Annotated in this window: 14 protein-coding genes, 1 other RNA gene and 1 pseudogene; 4 read left to right on the top strand and 12 right to left on the bottom strand. The window is 54.4% G+C overall.

What is annotated here, in order from left to right; genetic code table 11:
• The first annotated feature begins 23 nt into the window (after positions 1 to 23).
• Positions 24 to 1,451, top strand: coding sequence for a DUF4032 domain-containing protein (locus AABA21_RS16975; protein WP_338252171.1), 1,428 nt, complete (start codon positions 24 to 26; stop codon positions 1,449 to 1,451).
• Positions 1,452 to 1,491: 40 nt separating this feature from the next.
• Here AABA21_RS16975 and recA read toward each other — a convergent pair whose 3' ends face one another.
• The 7 genes and pseudogenes from recA to tyrS form a co-directional block, all read right to left on the bottom strand.
• Positions 1,492 to 2,562: a recombinase RecA gene (gene recA, locus AABA21_RS16980; RefSeq protein WP_420917197.1), complete on the bottom strand. Its 1,071-nt coding sequence runs from the start codon at positions 2,560 to 2,562 to the stop codon at positions 1,492 to 1,494.
• A gap of 459 nt (positions 2,563 to 3,021) precedes the next feature.
• Positions 3,022 to 3,630, bottom strand: coding sequence for a recombination mediator RecR (gene recR, locus AABA21_RS16985; protein ID WP_126594570.1), 609 nt, complete (start codon positions 3,628 to 3,630; stop codon positions 3,022 to 3,024).
• 2 nt (positions 3,631 to 3,632) lie between these two features.
• A complete protein-coding gene (locus AABA21_RS16990) occupies positions 3,633 to 3,929 on the bottom strand; it encodes a YbaB/EbfC family nucleoid-associated protein (protein WP_338252176.1) in 297 nt (98 codons plus the stop codon).
• 16 nt (positions 3,930 to 3,945) lie between these two features.
• On the bottom strand, positions 3,946 to 6,120 hold the full coding sequence (gene dnaX, locus AABA21_RS16995) for a DNA polymerase III subunit gamma/tau (protein WP_338252178.1): 2,175 nt from the start codon (positions 6,118 to 6,120) through the stop codon (positions 3,946 to 3,948).
• A gap of 115 nt (positions 6,121 to 6,235) precedes the next feature.
• Positions 6,236 to 6,335, bottom strand: an RNA gene (gene ffs / locus AABA21_RS17000) — signal recognition particle sRNA small type.
• A gap of 101 nt (positions 6,336 to 6,436) precedes the next feature.
• A pseudogene (gene mtnP, locus AABA21_RS17005) lies at positions 6,437 to 7,313 on the bottom strand (S-methyl-5'-thioadenosine phosphorylase).
• A 199-nt stretch (positions 7,314 to 7,512) separates the two neighbouring features.
• Positions 7,513 to 8,742, bottom strand: coding sequence for a tyrosine--tRNA ligase (gene tyrS, locus AABA21_RS17010; protein ID WP_420917198.1), 1,230 nt, complete (start codon positions 8,740 to 8,742; stop codon positions 7,513 to 7,515).
• 396 nt (positions 8,743 to 9,138) lie between these two features.
• Here tyrS and AABA21_RS17015 point away from each other — a divergent pair, with 396 nt between their 5' ends.
• Positions 9,139 to 9,576, top strand: coding sequence for an Hsp20/alpha crystallin family protein (locus tag AABA21_RS17015; RefSeq protein WP_126594575.1), 438 nt, complete (start codon positions 9,139 to 9,141; stop codon positions 9,574 to 9,576).
• An 81-nt stretch (positions 9,577 to 9,657) separates the two neighbouring features.
• Here AABA21_RS17015 and AABA21_RS17020 read toward each other — a convergent pair whose 3' ends face one another.
• Positions 9,658 to 11,259, bottom strand: a complete 1,602-nt coding sequence (locus AABA21_RS17020) for a DUF255 domain-containing protein (RefSeq protein ID WP_338252186.1) — start codon at positions 11,257 to 11,259, stop codon at positions 9,658 to 9,660.
• A gap of 403 nt (positions 11,260 to 11,662) precedes the next feature.
• Here AABA21_RS17020 and infC point away from each other — a divergent pair, with 403 nt between their 5' ends.
• Together infC and AABA21_RS17030 are read left to right on the top strand one after the other, a co-directional pair.
• Positions 11,663 to 12,367, top strand: coding sequence for a translation initiation factor IF-3 (infC, locus tag AABA21_RS17025; RefSeq protein WP_338258451.1), 705 nt, complete (start codon positions 11,663 to 11,665; stop codon positions 12,365 to 12,367).
• 252 nt (positions 12,368 to 12,619) lie between these two features.
• On the top strand, positions 12,620 to 14,080 hold the full coding sequence (locus tag AABA21_RS17030; RefSeq protein WP_338252188.1) for a S41 family peptidase: 1,461 nt from the start codon (positions 12,620 to 12,622) through the stop codon (positions 14,078 to 14,080).
• A gap of 92 nt (positions 14,081 to 14,172) precedes the next feature.
• Here the strand turns inward: AABA21_RS17030 and AABA21_RS17035 are convergent, their stop codons facing one another.
• The 4 genes from AABA21_RS17035 to glmU are packed head-to-tail and all read right to left on the bottom strand — an operon-like array spanning position 14,173 to position 18,843.
• On the bottom strand, positions 14,173 to 15,006 hold the full coding sequence (locus tag AABA21_RS17035; RefSeq protein ID WP_338252190.1) for an AAC(3) family N-acetyltransferase: 834 nt from the start codon (positions 15,004 to 15,006) through the stop codon (positions 14,173 to 14,175).
• The gene (locus AABA21_RS17040) at positions 15,003 to 15,935 is read right to left on the bottom strand and encodes a hydroxymethylglutaryl-CoA lyase (protein ID WP_338252191.1); all 933 of its coding nucleotides are present in this window, start codon (positions 15,933 to 15,935) and stop codon (positions 15,003 to 15,005) included. The genes AABA21_RS17035 and AABA21_RS17040 overlap by 4 nt, the downstream gene beginning before the upstream one ends.
• Before the next feature lie 5 nt (positions 15,936 to 15,940).
• Complete coding sequence (locus tag AABA21_RS17045; RefSeq protein ID WP_338252193.1) at positions 15,941 to 17,398, bottom strand: hemolysin family protein; 1,458 nt, start codon at positions 17,396 to 17,398, stop codon at positions 15,941 to 15,943.
• A gap of 8 nt (positions 17,399 to 17,406) precedes the next feature.
• A complete protein-coding gene (gene glmU, locus AABA21_RS17050; RefSeq protein ID WP_338252195.1) occupies positions 17,407 to 18,843 on the bottom strand; it encodes a bifunctional UDP-N-acetylglucosamine diphosphorylase/glucosamine-1-phosphate N-acetyltransferase GlmU in 1,437 nt (478 codons plus the stop codon).
• Positions 18,844 to 18,865 lie beyond the last annotated feature (22 nt).

An 18,865-nucleotide genomic window follows, 5' to 3' on the forward strand; every position in this document is an offset into this window, starting at 1 on the left:
CTAATATTAAAATACAATTTACGATGGGCGCGGAAGATCGCCATCGGCTGGAGGGTCTGCCCTGGGACATCCAGTTAGAGGAATGGGAAAAGCAGGGAGTCCCCGTGCTGGTAGTACGGCGCGGCGACTCTCGCCATCCGGTGATCTTCGTTGAGCGGCAGGGAGCCCGCTATGCGATTAAAGAGACCACACCACGCATGGCTGAGCGCGAGATCCGCAGTCTGCATGAGATTGAGCAGCGCGGCATCCCGGCGTTGAGTCCTATTGGAACCGTGCTGGTATCGGCGCCCGCGATCGCGATCGAGGTACCGGGCTTAAAGGGGATGCGTCAGTATATCAGCGGGGATCGCGGCTATACTGTGACACGCCTGGCACCTCGCGTAGTACCGCACGTCTTACTCTATCGTCTGCCCCTGACCAAGCGCACCAAGCAGAGAATGCTCTCGGCGGTCGCCGTGCTGATGGTTGAGCTGCACGAGCATGGTGTCTACTGGGGCGATCCCTCTCTGGCCAATGCATTGATCCGCATCGATGGCAAACAGATCCTTTCGATCATGGCCGATGCTGAAACCGTAGAGCTGTTTCCGGGACCCATCAGTGAGGGGCTGCGCGAACAGGACCTGGCTCAGTTTGGTGAATCGCTGGCCTGGCAGGCTGAAGATCTGCGACAGGCGAAAGGATTGCCGGAAGATGTGCAGGTACTGGACGACTCCGACTATCGCTACTTCTGCCAGCGCTATCGCACGGTACGCCGCGAACACTCGCGCGTCACGGGTCCGCACGATCTCAATACCATCTATCATACCCAACGCCTGTTCCGCGCCATGGGTGATTGGAGAGATGTACTGGCGGAAAAGGCCAACAACGCCATGCACCAGATTACGCCGATCCTGCCAGGTTGGTATCAGCAGGCCATCTATGATCTGCTCCACGTAACCATTCCACGCGCCTACGCGCGCCGCTTCTACAATCTGATCGTCGGACACCAGGCGATCATGAGTAAGAATGAGCAGCGGGAGGTCAGTCTGGAGGAGGCCGCCCAGGATTGGTACGAGAAATATCACTTACCCACGATCCTGATGCTGCGCCAGCGTCTGACGAACGAGCAAGATCCGATGCAGGCCTACTTCGCCATTATGCAGCATAAGTGGGAAATGAGCATGAAAGCGGGCTACGAGATACCGCTGGATGAGGCGATCCTGGACTGGGAGTTGCAGACAGCCCAGACCGGCAAGCTGGGTCCGGTCGATCCCGCCTCCATTGCGACCTGGTGGCGACATCGCCAGCCAGTGACCACGGTACTGGAACCACCGATGATTGAGAGCGAGGAACTGGATCCACTGCTCTCAACGGCCGAACGTCCCCTGGTGCACCTGGACCTACCACAGTTGGAACAGGAGATGCCAAAGATCTTGAATAAAGAGAGTAAAGAAGAAGAAGAACAGAAATAAAAATCTCCCTCCTTCCTCTGGGGAAGGAGGGAGAGACAAACTAGACCTCTTCATCCACACCGGCTTCAGCCAGGGCTACCTCTTCGGGATCATCCTCTTCTTCGACCCCTTCGGCTTCAGCTGCCTTGAAAGCCAGGATGTTGCCACGGATCTGGTCTTCGATGGCGGTCGCGACATCGGTATTCTGACGTAAGAACTCTTTGGCGTTCTCACGGCCCTGACCCAGGCGAATATCGCCCACGGTAAACCAGGCGCCGCTCTTCTTCACCAGGCCCATCTCAAGACCCAGGTCGATCAAGCCACCCTCGCGCGAAATACCTTCGCTATACATGATGTCGAACTCGGCGGTGCGGAATGGCGGAGCCACCTTGTTCTTGATCACACGCACGCGGGTGCGGTTACCGACGACGTCTTGACCCTGCTTGATGGAGTCGGTACGGCGAATATCCAGGCGCACTGAAGCATAAAACTTGAGAGCCTTACCACCGGCAGTGGTCTCTGGATTGCCAAACATGACGCCAATCTTCTCACGCAGCTGGTTGGTGAAGATCACGGTCGTGTGGGAGTTATTGATCGCGCCTGTCAGTTTACGCAGCGCGTGGCTCATCAAACGTGCCTGCAGACCAACGTGCGAATCACCCATCTCGCCCTCGATTTCGGCGCGTGGTGTCAGGGCAGCCACCGAGTCGACAACGACCACGTCGATAGCGTTACTGCGTACCAGCGAGTCAACGATCTCCAGCGCCTGCTCGCCATTATCTGGCTGCGAGATCAGCAGGTTGGCGGTATCGACACCTAGCTTGGCCGCGTATGAAGGGTCAAGGGCATGCTCGGCGTCGACAAAGGCAGCAAAGCCACCCGCACGCTGCGCATTCGCGATGATATGCAAGCACAGCGTCGTTTTACCAGATGACTCAGGACCATAGATCTCGGTAACACGGCCACGTGGCACACCGCCAATACCCAACGCCAGGTCGAGCGCGATTGAACCGGAGGGGATAGCTTCGATCTGGACTTTGGCGGCATCACCAAGTTTCATAATCGAGCCCTTACCAAAGCGCCGCTCGATCTGGCTCAAGGCCAGGTCGATCGCCTTCTCACGTTCAGTCATACCAGCCGTATTGGTGTTACTGGCCGCAGCTGCTGCGTTTTTGTCCTTCTTGCTTATTGCCATGTTTTATTTTGGCAAAGCATGGAAAGGGGAGCTATGGACCGCGCCATATCCCCGGGAACCATACCCTGCCTTCCTCCTTTTTTCAATCCTCGCAAAAGGCGACACTTCTCAAAAGTATGTGTAACAGAGCAATCCACAGCACACAGACATCTGCGATTAGGATAGCCGCCATGGTGCTCTTGTAAATGTTCCTACAAAATAACTATTCTTTAGCAAAGGCAAAAAGCGGAAATTGATTGGATGTTTTTCTCTTTCCCGTGCAAAGTAGAACAAGTGTACCACGAGGCAATACATGTGTCAAGTTGTTTAAAAACTCGCGTCATCGCTGCCAGCGGCAGTCAAAAACGGGGTGAAACAGTAAACAGGGGATGCCCGGTTGAGACATCCCCTGTTTAGTTATATTTCGCGACGGCCTTCGAGAGCCCGGCTGAGCGTGCCCTCATCGGCGTATTCGAGGTCACTACCCAGCGAGAGGCCACGTGCCAGCGTCGTTACCTTCACCGGGGTCGCGATCCCATTCTTGATATCGTCTTTGATGACGCCTGCTGTGTAGTCGCCCTCAAAACTCGGGTTGGTGGCCAGAATGATCTCGCGCACATTGCCGGCCGAGAGGCGCTTGAGAAGTTCATCGATGCGAATATCTTTACGCCCGATGCCCTCCAGCGGCGACAGCGCGCCATGCAGGACATGATACAGACCCTTGTAGACGCCCGTCTTTTCTAAGGCCAGCACGTCGAGGGGCTCTTCAACCACACAGATACAATCCTGGTCACGACCCGGGTTGCTACAGATAGGACACGGATCGGTCTCAGTTATATTATAACAACGCGAGCAGTAGATAATGCTCTCTTTAAGGCGCAAAATAGCCTCGGCCAGGCGACGAGCCTGATCATTGGGGCTACGCAAAATGAAAAAGGTCAGACGCTGCGCCGTTTTTACGCCGACCCCTGGCAGCTTCGAAAGTTCTTCAACTAACGCTGCCACCGGAGCTGCGACATCACTCATATTTAAAACAGTCCAGGAATCTTCGCTCCACCAGTGGCGCCGGAGACAAGCTTCTGCTGCGCGTCGGTCACACGGTCGTGCGCGTCTTTGGCAGCTGCCTTCACCATTACCTCTAGCTCTTCGATATCATCAGCACTAAAAGCTTCGGGATCTACTTTGACTTCGGTGATTTCATACTTGCCGCTCATGGTGATGGTTACAGCGCCACCTCCGGCGGTGCCGGTAAACATAGTAGCTTCCAGCTCTTCCTGCATCTTCATCAACTTCTGCTGCATTTTTTGAATTTCACGCATGTTCATGGAAACAAAAACTCCTTTATTTTGGGTGTATCTCTTTGATCTCTGCTTTAAACATACGAATAACTTCCGTTACAACTGGATTGCTCTCCGCATGTTGCTTGATATTGTGCAAACGTGATCCGTTGTTTGCAGGTGCTTGTATAGTATTCTCTCTCACAGCCTCACTTCTGGCAAGTGGCGGGACGCTGGCCTTCACCGGTTCAACCAGTATGGGAGTCTGAGGCGCTGGCAGTGGTGCCGCTGGCCGCACCGTCTGCTGCCGCATCTCTGGAGCCTGGGGAATTGGCGGTGGGGGCGCTGGCCGCGCCGCTTCCACGTGCTGCCGCATCTCTGGAGCCGGGGATGCCGACCTTGGCGGCTGCACAGGCGCAGCTGGCGACTCGACGGGCGGAGGCTGTACCGCTGGCTGGGACGGCGCTACACCAGGTCTTGGAAAGGTTGAGACCGAAACGTTGGCATTGGGAGGAAGCAGACGAATATTGCATTCTGTCTTTAGCTCCACCTTGAGTGCCCAGCGAATAACCTCATAGTAATTATCGTTCTGCAGGGTTTTGTAATGGAAATCCATGTTGGCTTTGCAGACGACAATGGGGAGCCGGCTGGTACCCTCAACACCTAAGACGGAATATCCGCCCAGCAAAGCCGCTATCTTCGGTCCATCAGCCTTTGGGCGTGAGTGAACGCGCCTGCGCACCATCTCCCATCTATCTTTAACATCGGCCAGGGTCAGAGTTGGAAAGTCATCAGTCGGAATGCTTTCAGCAACAGGCAGCTCCTCAGCAGCAGGAAGCGGCTCCTCGGCGATAGGAGTAGGTAACGCGGCTACAGTCTCTTCAACTTCAACAGGAGCCGGCTCTCTTCTTTCTGAACGCGAAGTGGCAAGAGGCGTCAGTGAGTTCGTCATCTCGAGCTCGGCAGATGCGGATACCGATGCGGCAATATCTTTCACCTCTGTCCTGGCCGGGGCTCGATGCTCGGCCTCGGGTGCTGTCGTGTAGGAAGCCGCTGGCGTAGCTACACGCGGGCGAACCGGGGGTTGCGTGGGCGCACTAGGTCGTGCTGGAGCAACTACACCAGTTTGATCCGGACCATCCTGAGCGCCACGGTGTAGCTCTACACAGGCCAGAAAAGCCAGCTCCAATCCTAGCTGGGGAGTTCCCTGTCCTTTCTGCATCAGCTCATTCTGGGCAAAAGCACGCGCGCACTCCGTCAATTCATGTAGGCCAAAGTGCTGAGCGGCCTGCTGGATATCTCTGATCTCGTCCTCTGTATTGTCCAGAATCTCGCTAATGTTCGCGCCGGCCTTCGACAGCATCATGGCGCGCCAGAACTCCGCGACCTGAGTGTTGATCTGGCGCAGGTCAGCGCCAGCTTCAGACAACTCATTGATAAGGTGAAGCCCGGCGGCGCTATCTGTGTTCGCCACATGCAGGATTAACTTCTGGATCGCCTGGGGATCAGCCACACCCAGCATAGCCTGTACCTGTTCCAGGCTGATTACATTACCGCAGTAGGAGATGGCCTGGTCAAGCAGGCTCAAGGCGTCACGCATACCACCGGCGGCGGCACGGGCGATCAATTCCGCGGCTCCGGACTGCAGCTCGACCTGCTCTTGCTGCGCCACATAATGCAGGTGGCTGACTAGCTGGCGCAGACTGAAGCGCTTAAAGTCGAAGCGCTGGCAGCGCGAGAGCACTGTCGGCAACATTTTATGCACATCGGTGGTCGCCATCACAAATACGGCATGTTCTGGTGGCTCTTCCAGGGTCTTGAGCAGAGCGTTAAAGGCCTCGGTCGTCAGCATGTGTGCTTCGTCGAGGATGTAGACCTTGTACTTGCCAGTGGTGGGCGGCATCATGACTTTTTCACGCAGATCGCGGATGCTATCGATACCACGATTGGAGGCTGCATCTATTTCAGATACATTGAAGGAGCTGCCATTGGTAATCTCACGGCACTGCTCGCATTGATTGCAGGGCTCACCATTCTGAGGATTGGTGCAATTGATGGTCTTGGCCAGGAGGCGGGCCATACTCGTCTTACCGGTACCCCTCGGGCCGGTGAAGAGGTACGCGTGGGCGAGATTGCCACTACTGAGTGCATTCTTGAGTGTTTTGATAACGGGCTCTTGACCAACGAGATCGCCAAAGGTCTGAGAGCGCCACTTTCGGTAGAGTGATTGTGAGGCCATATTCTTTACTCCCGCCTATGTGTCCTCATGACGGGCCACGAGCCCACCCGCTGCCAGAAGAGTAGATGACACGCTTGACATAGAAAACCGATTTTCACCCGGTCCTGCCGGTTAGCGCAATCAGGAACCCCTACGTCACCCAGAGAGGTCCATTTACCGTTGCTTCCTCACGGACCTAGCGGAGTTCACAAACATCTGCCGCGCAGGACCCGATCACGCCAACCGACAGGACCGGAAGAAAATCGGTCCATCCCACTGGAATTTTTTTCTTTCCCCTCGTGGGATGAACCCATTTTACATCTGATTGGAACAGTTGTCAAGAGATATAGCGTCCAATTAAGAGGTCGTATTTCTCTTTGACTTCGGCCGGGATGCGGGCGGGATCAGTCATGATGGTTGAGGCCAGGGCGTGCTCACAGATACAGGTTTGCGCGCTACGATCAGCCGGCAGTTTCTGCGCGACTTTCTGCAGAATGCGTTTAGCATTCTCGATATTAGCGCTGAGATTCCCCCACCACCATGTCCACCGATACGCTCTCCTCCGACTCGTACCAGCAGTCGTAGTCGGTGGCGCAGGCGATGATGGCATAGCACAGCTCAGCCTCACGAGCCAGCTTGGCCTCAGGCAGAGCCGTCATGCCAATAATATCCATCCCCAGCTTGCGGTAGACGTTGGATTCCGCCTTCGTTGAGAAGAGTGGCCCTTCCATACAGACATAGGTGCCCCCCTGGTGCACGTTGACGTTCCCCAACTCGCGTGCCGACTCTAGCAGCAGTGAACCAAGCGTAGGGCAAAATGGCTCGGCGAACGAGCAATGCACGACCACGCCACCCTCATAAAAGCTCTTCACACGATCTTTGGTGCGATCAAAAAGCTGGTCGGGGATAACCAGGTCGCGCGGCGCGATATCCTCGCGCAGACTGCCGACAGCGCTGACCGAGATCGCCCACTCTACGCCCAGGCTTTTCAAAGCCCAGATGTTGGCGCGCGAGGGCACTTCCGACGGACTGAGGCGATGGCCGCGTCCATGTCGGGGCAAGAAAGCCATTGAGACACCAGAAACCTTGCCGATGGTGATCACATCGCTTGGATCCCCAAAGGGGGTTTGAATTTTGACCTCTTCGACATCGGTCATGCCCTCCATATGATAGAGGCCGCTCCCACCAATCACCCCGATCTTCGCCTGTGGCATAGAAAGCCCTCCTTGAAAGCTGAATGCGTGCGATGCTCAGCTATCTGTTGCTGAGCCTGGTACAGTCATTTTTGAGTTGGTGCAGCAGGGGCGCACCTGCGCCCCTGCTGCACCAACTCAAAAAACGAGGGCGGTCGCTTGCGCGGCCACCCGTATAGGGTGCTCACGCACGTCTGTAAAAAGCGTGTCTGACACGCTCTTACGCTTTGATGCGGATGTACTGGCGCTTGCCGACCTTGAGGATCGCTCCATCAATAACGTCCAGGGTGTAAGTGGGGTCAGAGATGCGCTCGGAATCGCCTGATGCTCCCTTCGGAAAGAGAGAGACGCCTCCCTGCTTGATCAGTTCACGCGCTCTGTTATTGCTGGCGGCCAGCCCGGCCTCCACGATAACCTCTACGATATTTTTGGACGCATCCAGGTGATAATCAGGGATATCGGTTGGCAGTTTGCGCTCGGAAAACTGGCGGATAAATGCTTCCTGCGCATCAACAGCCTCGGCCACGCTATGGAACTCGGCCACGATCTCACGCGCCATGCGCAGCTTGACATCACGGGGATTCAACGTTCCTTCGGACATCTTGCGATCGAATTCGTCCAGCTCCGTGTCTTCGACATCAGTGAGCGCCTCGAAGTAGGAGCGCATGGTCGGGTCGGGCAGGGACATCAGCTTGCCGAACATGTCGTTCGCCGGTGCCGTCATAGCGATGTAGTTGTCCAGCGATTTCCCCATCTTTTTGACGCCATCCAGACCCACGATCAGATTCATCGTCAGAATCTGCTGCGCCGACTGACCAAAGATCGGCTGCAGGTCGCGACCAACCAGCAGATTAAAGGTCTGGTCGGTACCACCGATCTCCACATCGGAACGTAAAGCAACCGAGTCATAGCCCTGCAACAGGGGATACATAAACTCGGCCAGCGAGATCTCAATGCCGCTTTTGTAGCGCTTGGCGAAATCGTCACGCTCCAGCATCTGGGCGACTGTCTTGAAACCAAGCAATTTAATCGCATCGCCAAGATCAAACTTGTCGAACCACTCGGTCTGGCGGTGTACCTCGGTCTGATCCTTATCTACAATTCTAAAGAACTGATCAAGGTACGTTCTGGCGTTGGCATTCACTTCTTCAGCGGTCAGGGGCTTGCGGGCCTCCACGCGGCCGCTGGGATCGCCAAGGCGGGCGGTCCAGTCGCCGATCACCACCACGGTCTTATGGCCCAGGCGCTGAAACTGGCGCAACTTGCGGAAAACCACCGCATGCCCGATCGTCAAGTCATAGTGCGTCGGGTCAACACCCAGCTTGACCCTCAGCGGCTCTCCCTTATTACCCTCTACCAGTAACCGACGCAGGTCGGCCTCTTTTTCTACTAGCGAGACACCACGCGTTAATAGATGGTCGATCTCTTTCTTTGTTGGGGACTGCTTCAACACCAATCTCATTCCTCCCGATATGCATAGTTTTGAACTTCACGGCATTGCGGTGAAGCTCCATGGCCTGGATCGCTTGTTAGCTGCATTGTAGCAGAATATACGAATGTCGTCGAGAGCTCCCCTGGAAGCTAACTTGATAACAACACTATCAAGTTTTCTAACAAATCTCTTACACTATGCTTACGTTCCTCTAACAGAAGGTAGAGTATAGTATCACCAGAAAGAAAAAACACAGAGATGAGGGGCGCGGGAACAGGGACGAGTGCAGAGGAGACCCGCTCCCGCCCTCCTCAGATCTGAGGATACCAGTGTGCTGATGAGAGCACACACCCATTCAAAACGCGTTACCAGATAGTCAACATAGAAGAAAAGAAGAGAAAAGGAGTTACTTCGATGGCTAATATCTCACGTTACAATCCATTTGGCGAGGTTGTTTCACTGCGCGAGGCGATGGATCGCCTGTTTGAGGATAGCGTTATCACCCCTCGTGTCAGCAACGGCAGCAGCCGTGGTGTCGCCGCTAACCTGTATGAGACGGCCGAGGGCTTCATTCTTCAATTGCCCATGCCTGGCGTCGATCCAGAACATGTTGAGATTACCGTTCAGCAGGATGTGGTCCAGTTGAAATGGGAGACCAAAGTTCAGGTTCCTGAGGGCGCGACCGTCCATTGGAACGGCTTCCAGTCCGGCCAGTACCACCAGGCGCTCACGGTGCCAGCTCCCATTAACGCGGAGCGTGTTGAAGCCAGCTATGCCGATGGCATCCTAACCCTGCGCCTGCCAAAGGCTGAGCATGCCAAAGCCCGCACCATCAAGGTAAACGCCCGCTAACCTTCTCATACATCGAGAGGTAAAGAAAAAGGGGTGGACAGAACGAGTCGCCGGTTCTGCCCACCCCTTTTTCTTTACCTCTCACAACCATCCCTGTTCAATAGCCTGCGCCACCACACAGGCGTAGGATGCACCTAAGATGCCGGTACGATAGTATTTCTGCATACATTCCATCAGGACCCGCATGGCGGTGTCGTGCAGATGCTTGCGCTGGCTATAGGCAGACATACGTAAGAGGCAGAAGGCGGCCAGCGCGTTCTCGGTCAATGGCTGCTCGCGTATGGCAAGGCGCCCGATCGCCCGAGGGTCAGCCGGATAGTCATAGAAGAGCCCGCTATCGGGATCTAATAGTTCCTGGCAGCTAAAGTGCATCAGGGCTATGGCTGTCTCCAGATGGTGCTTTGAGCCTGATACAGCATAGGCATCCAGCAGCGCCTGCGTCATCCAGACCTGGTCGGCCAGCTGACCCGGTAGCGAAGCCTGGCCATCAATGGCATAGTGCAGCATACTGCCGTCCCGATGCATGAGATGCGTGCATAAATAGTCCAGAGCCTGCAGGGCCTGAATGCTCAATGAGGTATCTTCTAACACCTGCGCCGCCAGCAGGTAGGAAGAGATCATGCGTGCATTCCAGGATGTATAGATGGCGTGGTCCACCTGTGGAGGCGTACGTGAGGCGCGCGAATACATGCCAGGCTCATAGTACTCCTCATCCGCACATTGACTGCCACTGAAAATCCCTTTATCAGGCTGCCAGAGGGTTGTATTGATATAGGCGATCAACTGCCTCGCCAGTTCGCTCCACTGGTGATCCCCAGATGCCTGGGCTGTCAGGACGAGTAGGCGCAGCATGGCCGCGTTTTCATCCAACATCTTCTCTGTATGCGGCATGCTCCAATCGCTGGCGGCGGAATAACGGAAGAACCCACCATCTTCATGGTCCCAGAGACCCCCGTCGCGCATCTGGACCAGCGAATAGCGCACCAGTTCATAGCTCCCTGAATCTTTTAACAGAAGCTCGAGCGCCTCGGGATGAGGAAATTTGAGATGGGGATGGATTGTAAAGCCACCCTGCTCGTGATCGTAGAGGTCAATGAGAATAGAGCTGGCCGCCGCCGGTAGTTCTTGCAAGGTGAGCTGCTCTTCTGGCTCCAGGGGGCGCAGGTCATAGCCAGCTAACGTCTGCGTGAGCGCGCGTGTGCGCCGATGCGTCTGCAGTTCAGACGCCTGAGCCGAAATCTCGACTCCGTGGTCCGCGTAGTATCGTCGAATATAGCCCAGATAATACAGCAGGGTTGTCGCGGGTACATACATGCCGCCCCAGAGTATCTCCCCCTCGGCTGAGAGCAGCAATACGCCGGGCCAGCCATTTTGATTGTAGCGCTGATTAATGTCGGGGCGTAGATCACTATCAACCCGAATTGGGATATAGTCCGCATTAATAACATCGATTACACGAGCCTCTGACAGCGTTGTTTCATCCATCAGCTGGCATCCCTGGGACCACACAGAGGAAATCAGTAAAAAGATGGGCTTATCCGTCTGGATAGCTTCGTCGAACGCGGCCTTACTCCAGGCGCGCCAGTGAATCTTGTGGGCCTGATTAGGATGAGAAGAGTAACGGAATACCGCAGGCATGGGAGCAAATGACCACGAATTGCTGGCGATCACATTGCCGCTCATAGGAGAGCCTCCTTCGTGTCAAGCCTGTTTTGCATAGTGGAGTCAAAAGTGGGAAGATAGGCATACCTCATACAACAAAATCCGTTCGGCTTTAAGTATACCATAAAAATGTGCTACACTACTATACACCAATATGAAATACATCTATACCAGAAGGTGACGGTCCCGTTAGCTATCATTCATGAAAAGCGATGGCCTGCCGATCATGTATCGGAGAAACTATACTTCTCATTTTATTGTTCACTTGCAAAGCTCGTTTGCAAGTAGTATACTTGAACAGACCGTTTGTGGCAGGTATTTTGTGCTGGGCAAAATTAATTGCTACAGAATACCCCTACGAACATGACACCTCATTGTTGAACGCAACTACCAATTAGTAAATTAAGAAGAGGAGAATAGCCCTATTAATAAGGATTTTCGGGGGAACGACCGCTCAAGAGAAACACGCGTGAATGAACGCATTCGCACGCGTGAAGTACGCTTAATCGATGAAAATGGCGAGATGCTAGGAGTGATGCCTCCTATGCGCGCATTGGATATCGCGCGCGACCGGAATCTGGACCTGGTCGAAGTTTCGCCACACGCAATGCCACCTGTCTGTAAGCTGATGGACTATGGTCGCTACAAGTATGAGCAGGCCAAGAAGGAAAACGAGGCCCGCAAAAACCAGAAGATCATCACGCTTAAAGAGATTCGCATGCGTCCACGTACCGATGACCATGATGTAGAAGTGAAGACGCGCAAGATCCAGCAATTTTTAGCTGATGGCGATAAAGTAAAGGTCAGCGTACAGTTCCGCGGACCTGATATGCGCCATCCGGATATCGGGCGTAAGTTGCTAGACGGTATAGCGGAAGAGTTAAAAGGTATAGCGACCATCGAACGCTCCCCGGCAATGGAAGGCCGCCTGATGTCGATGATCGTCTCCCGTGCACCTGGCTGGGAACCACCGAAGAAACAAGCGGCTCCCGCCGCGGGTAAGAATAAAAGTGCACAGGCAGCTGCGGAAACTGAGCAAGAACCAGTCGCTTCTGCAACTGAGCAAGAACCAGTCGCTTCTGCCACATCTGAAGCAACCGAAACACCCGGTGGATCACAGGAACAGTAGTACATATTCGCCTCATACACACTGCATCCTATCTCAATCGATCGTAGGTTGCTCAACAGTGGATTTCTAGAAAAACAGTAAAAGATGGTATAGTTCGTGGGGGACTATACCATCTTTTTTACCTGTTTAGCCCTCCTATCATTTGACTTTTAAGGAAACGACCACTAAGATAGAACTAAACATTCGGGTATATAAGGATCACAAGAAAATAAATAAGCGCACTCAAAGCAACGGTGCCTTAGGAGGCAATTGGTGAGCAGATACGATGACCCTAGCTGGTATGAACAGCAGCCAGAGGATGATCGAAACCCATCTCGGCAATCACAAGCGCACGCGGCAGATGACTTCGATCATTATCCGTTTCTTCCATCGCAAGATGCGAATAATTTTTCTTCACATCAACGAGAAGCTGTGACCTATCCTCCATTACATGAGACATCAACAACCCATCGGTTCCAACATATGCTCGGCCGCATACTGGCCCTGGTCGCACTGGTTGTTGTGGCCTTTTTAGGGGGTTGGTTCGGGCACCAGTACTTTGGTGAGGCCTACTTTAATCAAAATACGCCCTCCCAGTCCTATGAAGCCCTGTTTCAACAGGCCTGGAATAAAATTGATCAAAACTATGTGGATCGCAAATCTATAGACTATAAGAAGATGTCCTATGCCGCCATCAACGCGATGATCGCGACCCTGGGCGACAAGGGCCATACACGCTTTATGGACCCACAGGCGGCACAGGCTGAAAATCAGCAGTTGAGCGGCAAGTTCACTGGCGTTGGGATCTATTTAAGCCAGGATAAAACGAGCGGGAAGTTGATTGTTACGTCACCGATTCCAGGCTCTCCCGCAGAAAAAGCTGGCATTAAACACGGCGACGTTATTATCGCGGTAAACGGCAAGAGTACAGCAGGTAAAGATACAGCCGGCGTGAGCAGCATGATTCAAGGAAAGGTTGGCACAAACGTCTCCATTACGGTTCAGCGAGCCGGAGAGGCGAAGCCACTGACATTCCAGTTGACACGCTCGGAAATCAATGTTCCCAATGTGATTATGCACTATATCCCGGAAACCCACACGGCGCACATTCAGGTAGTCCAGTTCGCTGATGGGGTATCGGGGCAGGTAAAAGACCAGCTGGCAAAGGCCAAAAGCATGGGCGCGACCAACATCATCCTGGATCTGCGCGATAATCCAGGCGGCTTCTTGAATGAAGCGGTCAATATGACCAGCCTCTTTGTGAAAAGTGGACACGTTCTGCTGCAGCAGGATAGCAGTGGGAAGCGCATCCCCATCGATGTGACGGGCAATGCCGTCGATACGACATCACCGATGGTTGTGCTGGTCAACGGCAACTCGGCCAGCGCCGCCGAAATTGTGGCTGGCTCGCTGAAGGAGAATGGGCGCGCCACAGTCATTGGTGAGCGCACCTACGGAACCGGTACTGTCCTGCAGCCCTTCAACCTGTCCGACGGCTCACAATTGCTGATCGGTACCCAGGAATGGCTGACACCTCAGGGCCACTTCATCCGCAATAGTCCCGATAAGCATGACGGAGGCATCACCCCGAACATTGAGGTCAAGCTGCCAGCCACAGGCACGGTCCTGACCCCCAATGATGAAAACCAGGGGAACTTAAACGCCCAACAGATCCTAAAAAGTAAGGATACCCAGCTGATCAAGGCTCTTCAGTACCTGCAAGAAAAAAAGTAAGGACTTGTCCGAAAAACAGGTTTAGCGGGGGTTCACAGGGCGGCTAGCCGCCCTGTGAACCCCCGCTAAACCTGTTTTTCGGACAAGTCCTGTTATACCGCGAGGAGCGGTCCCCCTTTTACCGCGTCGTTACAGCGCAGGCAGGCCTCGTCGGAGCAATGGGTGATGTCGGGCTGCTCGCGGATGGCGCCGGACGCCAGTTGCAAGATCTCACCGGCCACGTATGCCTGCCAGAGGCTCTGCCCCACTTTGAGCTTCTGCTGGGCGGGCGACAGCACCGCCTCCAGTCGCCCAAAGCCTTCTGAGCAACTTCCAACCGCTACCAGCATAGGCTGGGAATCGGGTCCATTGGCACAGCGACGGAACAGCTCACGGCCCGCGACCTGCTCGGCGTAGTGCAAAAAGGTCATCCGCTCCAATCCAACACCCATCAAAATAATGGAGCCATGCATCAGGGTCAGGGTATGCAGAGGGGCATAGACATCGAGCGGATCCTGGCCAGCGATCAAGGTTTCCGCCAGTGGACCCAGGGCCGCAAACGAGTTCAAGGGATGATTGCCGCGCACACGCTGCGGATGCTCAACAACGTACTTTGGGATCTGTCCCATGGTGATATTCAGCTCACGCGAATCTGGCGTATAGACTGCAGTATTTCCCATATAGATCCTGGATGCGAGCTGTGTATAATCGATACCGTTGCGCGGCGGCCGCATAGCGGGTTGATCCGGTGGGGCGATCGCATAGGCGGCATCTGAAAAGGTCGGGACCAGCACGGTGCAGCCTTCGGTCAGAAAACCGGAGACAATGGTTTCGGCGCCGTGGGCTACCGGTCCAAATGAGCGCAGAGAGGAGTGGATGCACACAGGCATACCGGAAACACCCAGTATTTTTACGGCCTGGCGCACGTCATTCATGGTAACGGTCATTGCTCTGTTCCCGCCGCGGCGATAGTGGCCTGGTAGTATTTACTGAGGGGTGGATGATCCAGGTACGGGGCGATAAAGCGCGTCGCCTCCACTACCTTATCCAGATCGACGCCGGTCTTGATGCCCATCCCATCAAGCATATAAAGCAGATCTTCGGTGGCCAGGTTGCCGGCCGCGCCCGGTGCATAAGGACAGCCACCCAAACCACCGGCGGAAGAATCGATGGTGGTAATCCCCATCTGTAACGCGACCAGAACGTTGGCCAGCGCAGTCCCGCGAGTATCGTGAAAATGAACGCCGATCTGTTCCAATTCAATATCGGCCTGCAACATCAAATTTAAAACGTGGGCAACCTGCATGGGATTCGCCACACCAATGGTGTCTCCCAGCGAAATTTCGGCGACCCCCATTTCAAGTAGTGAGCCTGCGACCTCAACAACTCGGCGCGGATCCACCTCTCCTTCGTAGGGGCAACCAAAGACGGTCGAGATATAGCCACGAACCGGGATGGCTTCTTTACGCGCCAGTTCGAGGATAGGGCGAAAATTAGCCAGGCTTTCAGCAATGCTGGCATTGATATTATGGCGGGTAAAGCTATCACTGGCAGCGGTAAAAACAGCAACAGCACGCGCTCCAGACTCCAGGGCGCGCTCCATCCCTTTGAGATTAGGCACCAGCACGGGATATTCAACCGCTGGCTGACGCCGCAACGAGGTCATCACTGTTGCGGCATCACTCAATTGTGGAATGGCGCGCGGGCTGACAAACGAGGTGGCCTCAACCACCGGAAGACCAGCTTCGGCCAGCAATTGGATAAACTGGATCTTCTGCTCGGTTGGGATCTGACTCTTCTCATTTTGCAGACCGTCGCGCGGCCCTACTTCCACTATCCGAACCGTATCTGGCAATGTCGCGTTCACTAACTGCATCCTCTTTACGCACCTTTATATTCGAAATGAGACGGCTGTTCAGTCATATCTCCCTTATCTTCCACCTTCTTATCTTCAGATGTCTGCTGCTCGTCCTCGGCAGGAGCAGGTAGCAACAACACATCTGACTCTTCCTCCTGCTGCTGGCTCTTCACACACACGCGTATCTTGAGGATACGGCGTCCCCGCGTCGCCAGAACGGTCAGGGTAAGGTTCTCAAAGGTGATGGTATCTCCAACTCCTGGAATCTTATCTAGCTGCGCATAGACAAAGCCACCCAACGTCTCGTAGTCGCTATCATCCATGTCGGTATTCATCAGTTCGTTGAAGTCGTAAATGCTCATTTTGGCGTCAATGATATACTCGCTCTCATTTACAACCTCAAACAGCTTCTCTTCATGGTCGTATTCGTCCTGAATATCACCCACGATCTCTTCCATCAGGTCTTCAATGGTGACCAGTCCTGCCACCGAACCGTATTCATCGATAACCATCGCCATATGTGTGCGACTCTGACGCAACTCGCGCAAGAGATCATCCAGTTTCTTGGTCTCTGGTACACAATAAGCGCTGCGCACGAGATTATGAACCGGCAGTGAACCATGATTTTCACGCAACTGGCGCAGCATATCCTTGGTGTACAGGATACCCAGGATATCATCCATCCCAACGGAGGCTTCATAGACCGGGATACGGGAGAAACCGCCCTGCATGGCCAGGTCTACAGCCTGGTTGACCGTCGCAGTGCTGGGCAGCGTTACCATATCGATACGCGGCACCATCACTTCGCGCACGGTAGTATCGGCGAACTCAAAAATGCTGCGGATCATCTCGGTCTCTTCTTCTTCGAGGACGCCCTCCTCTTCACCCACGCTTACCAGCAGGCGCAGTTCGTCTTCGGTGATGAATGGCCCACGATGCTTCATCTGGCCGCCCAGTAGGCGCACCAGGCCGGAAGTAATTACACTGAGCAACCAGACGATTGGGCGCAAGACCCAGGCGGCGGCTCGCACCGGATCAATGAAGAAGCGGGCCCAGCGCAAGGGACTCTGTACCGCGGCCGTCTTGGGAGAGATCTCACAGAAGATTAAGACAACCAGTGAGGTAGCCACAGAAGAGATCACTTCGCCCAGTGAGGCGGAAAAGAAGCGCAGCGTTAAGACTGTTGCCATGCTGGATGCCACCACCACAGCAACACTGTTGACAATCAGAATCGTTGAGAGGAAAACGTTTGGCTCAGCTAACAGACGCTCAACTTTAAGCATCTGCGTATCGCCCTCTTCGGCCAGATTTTTTAGCTTGATGCGGTTGACCGAGGTAAAGGCGGTCTCAGCGGCCGAAGCCAATGCACAGAGCACCAGCATAACCAGCATGATAATCAACTGGAGCCAGGCCTGTGCATCAAATTGCGATGTGTGAAAATTAATATTGGCGGCTAAGCTCGATAAGCCAGGGCCGTCCATATGTGCACCTATTCCTTTTTGCCACCATCCGCCGCCCCATCTTCCGATACTGGCAGCGTACGCACCTGTCGTGCTGGAACACCATACACTAACATGCGGGGTGGAACATCTTTATTAACGAGCGCGCTGGCCCCGGTCATGGCGTGTTCACCAACGGTTACAGGGGGCACCAGCACGGTATCACACCCGATAAAGGCCTCATCGCCAATCGTTGTGCGATACTTTTGTTTGGTGAGGCCATTATAGTTGGATGTAATGGTTCCCGCACCGATATTGACATGGGCACCAACGGTTGCATCACCTATGTAACTGAAATGATGCATATCTGTTTCGGCACCAAGATACGAGTTTTTAACTTCCGCGTAATTACCCATCTTTACACCATGCGCCAGGTGTGCCCCCGGCCTGCAATGGCTAAATGGGCCCATACTTACTTCATCTTCTAATACGGATTGCTCAAGCGCCGAGTTGCGAATGACACAGCGATCGCCAATGGACGATTGATCAATAGTCGTCGAGGGACCAATCTTACACCAGGAGCCAATGATTGTCTGACCCGTGATCATCGTACCCGGCAAGATAACGGTGTCGGTCCCGATCTGAACCTCGTCGTCTATGTAAGTCGAAGCTGGATCGATGATGGTTACCCCGGCATACATGTGCCGCTCCAGAATACGGCGGCGCATAACCTGCTCGGCTTCGGCCAGTTGCACGCGATTGTTGATCCCCAGCGTCTCATCCAGCGAACCTTGCACGGTGGCAATGCGGCGCTCCTGCGCCCCCGCGACCGCGATCAGGTCGGTCAGATAATACTCGCCGCTGGCATTACGCGGCAGCGCCCGCAGGGATTCCCACAGCCACGCTCGCTCAAAGCAATAGACACCAGAGTTGACCTCGGTGATCTGCAGCTGCTCAGGGGTCGCTCGCTTGACCTCCACAATCTCTTTCACCTGCCCATGGCTGTCACGAACAACACGCCCATAGTCTGATGAAGGATCGGCATCGGCGGTCAAAAACGTCACGGTAGCCTGCTGTGTGAGATGTTCAGCCAGCACACTGGCCAGCATCTCGCTTCTCACCAGCGGTGTATCGCCGTAACAGACAAGCACGGTATCGGGCAGTGGGTCCAGCGTGTCAACAGCCTCCCGAGCCGCCAGTACAGCGTGACCTGTACCTAGCTGCTCATGCTGCATCGCATACTGGCAACGCTCGCCAAAGGCGGACAAGATCTGCTCGGCCTCGTGACCTAGAACCACCACGGGACGAGATGTAGTCACACTGTCACGCCAGGGAGCAAAGACAGAGGTGGAAGGAATAGCCTCAACAGATTTGAGCACATGAGATAATAACGGCTGACCCGCCAGTGGATGAAGGAGCTTTGACAACGTTGAACGCATCCGCGTACCTTTGCCCGCGGCAAGGACGACGGTCGCATATCTATTCATAGTTTGTTTCGCAAACCCTTTA

The sequence above is a fragment of the Dictyobacter halimunensis genome (genome assembly GCF_036245075.1).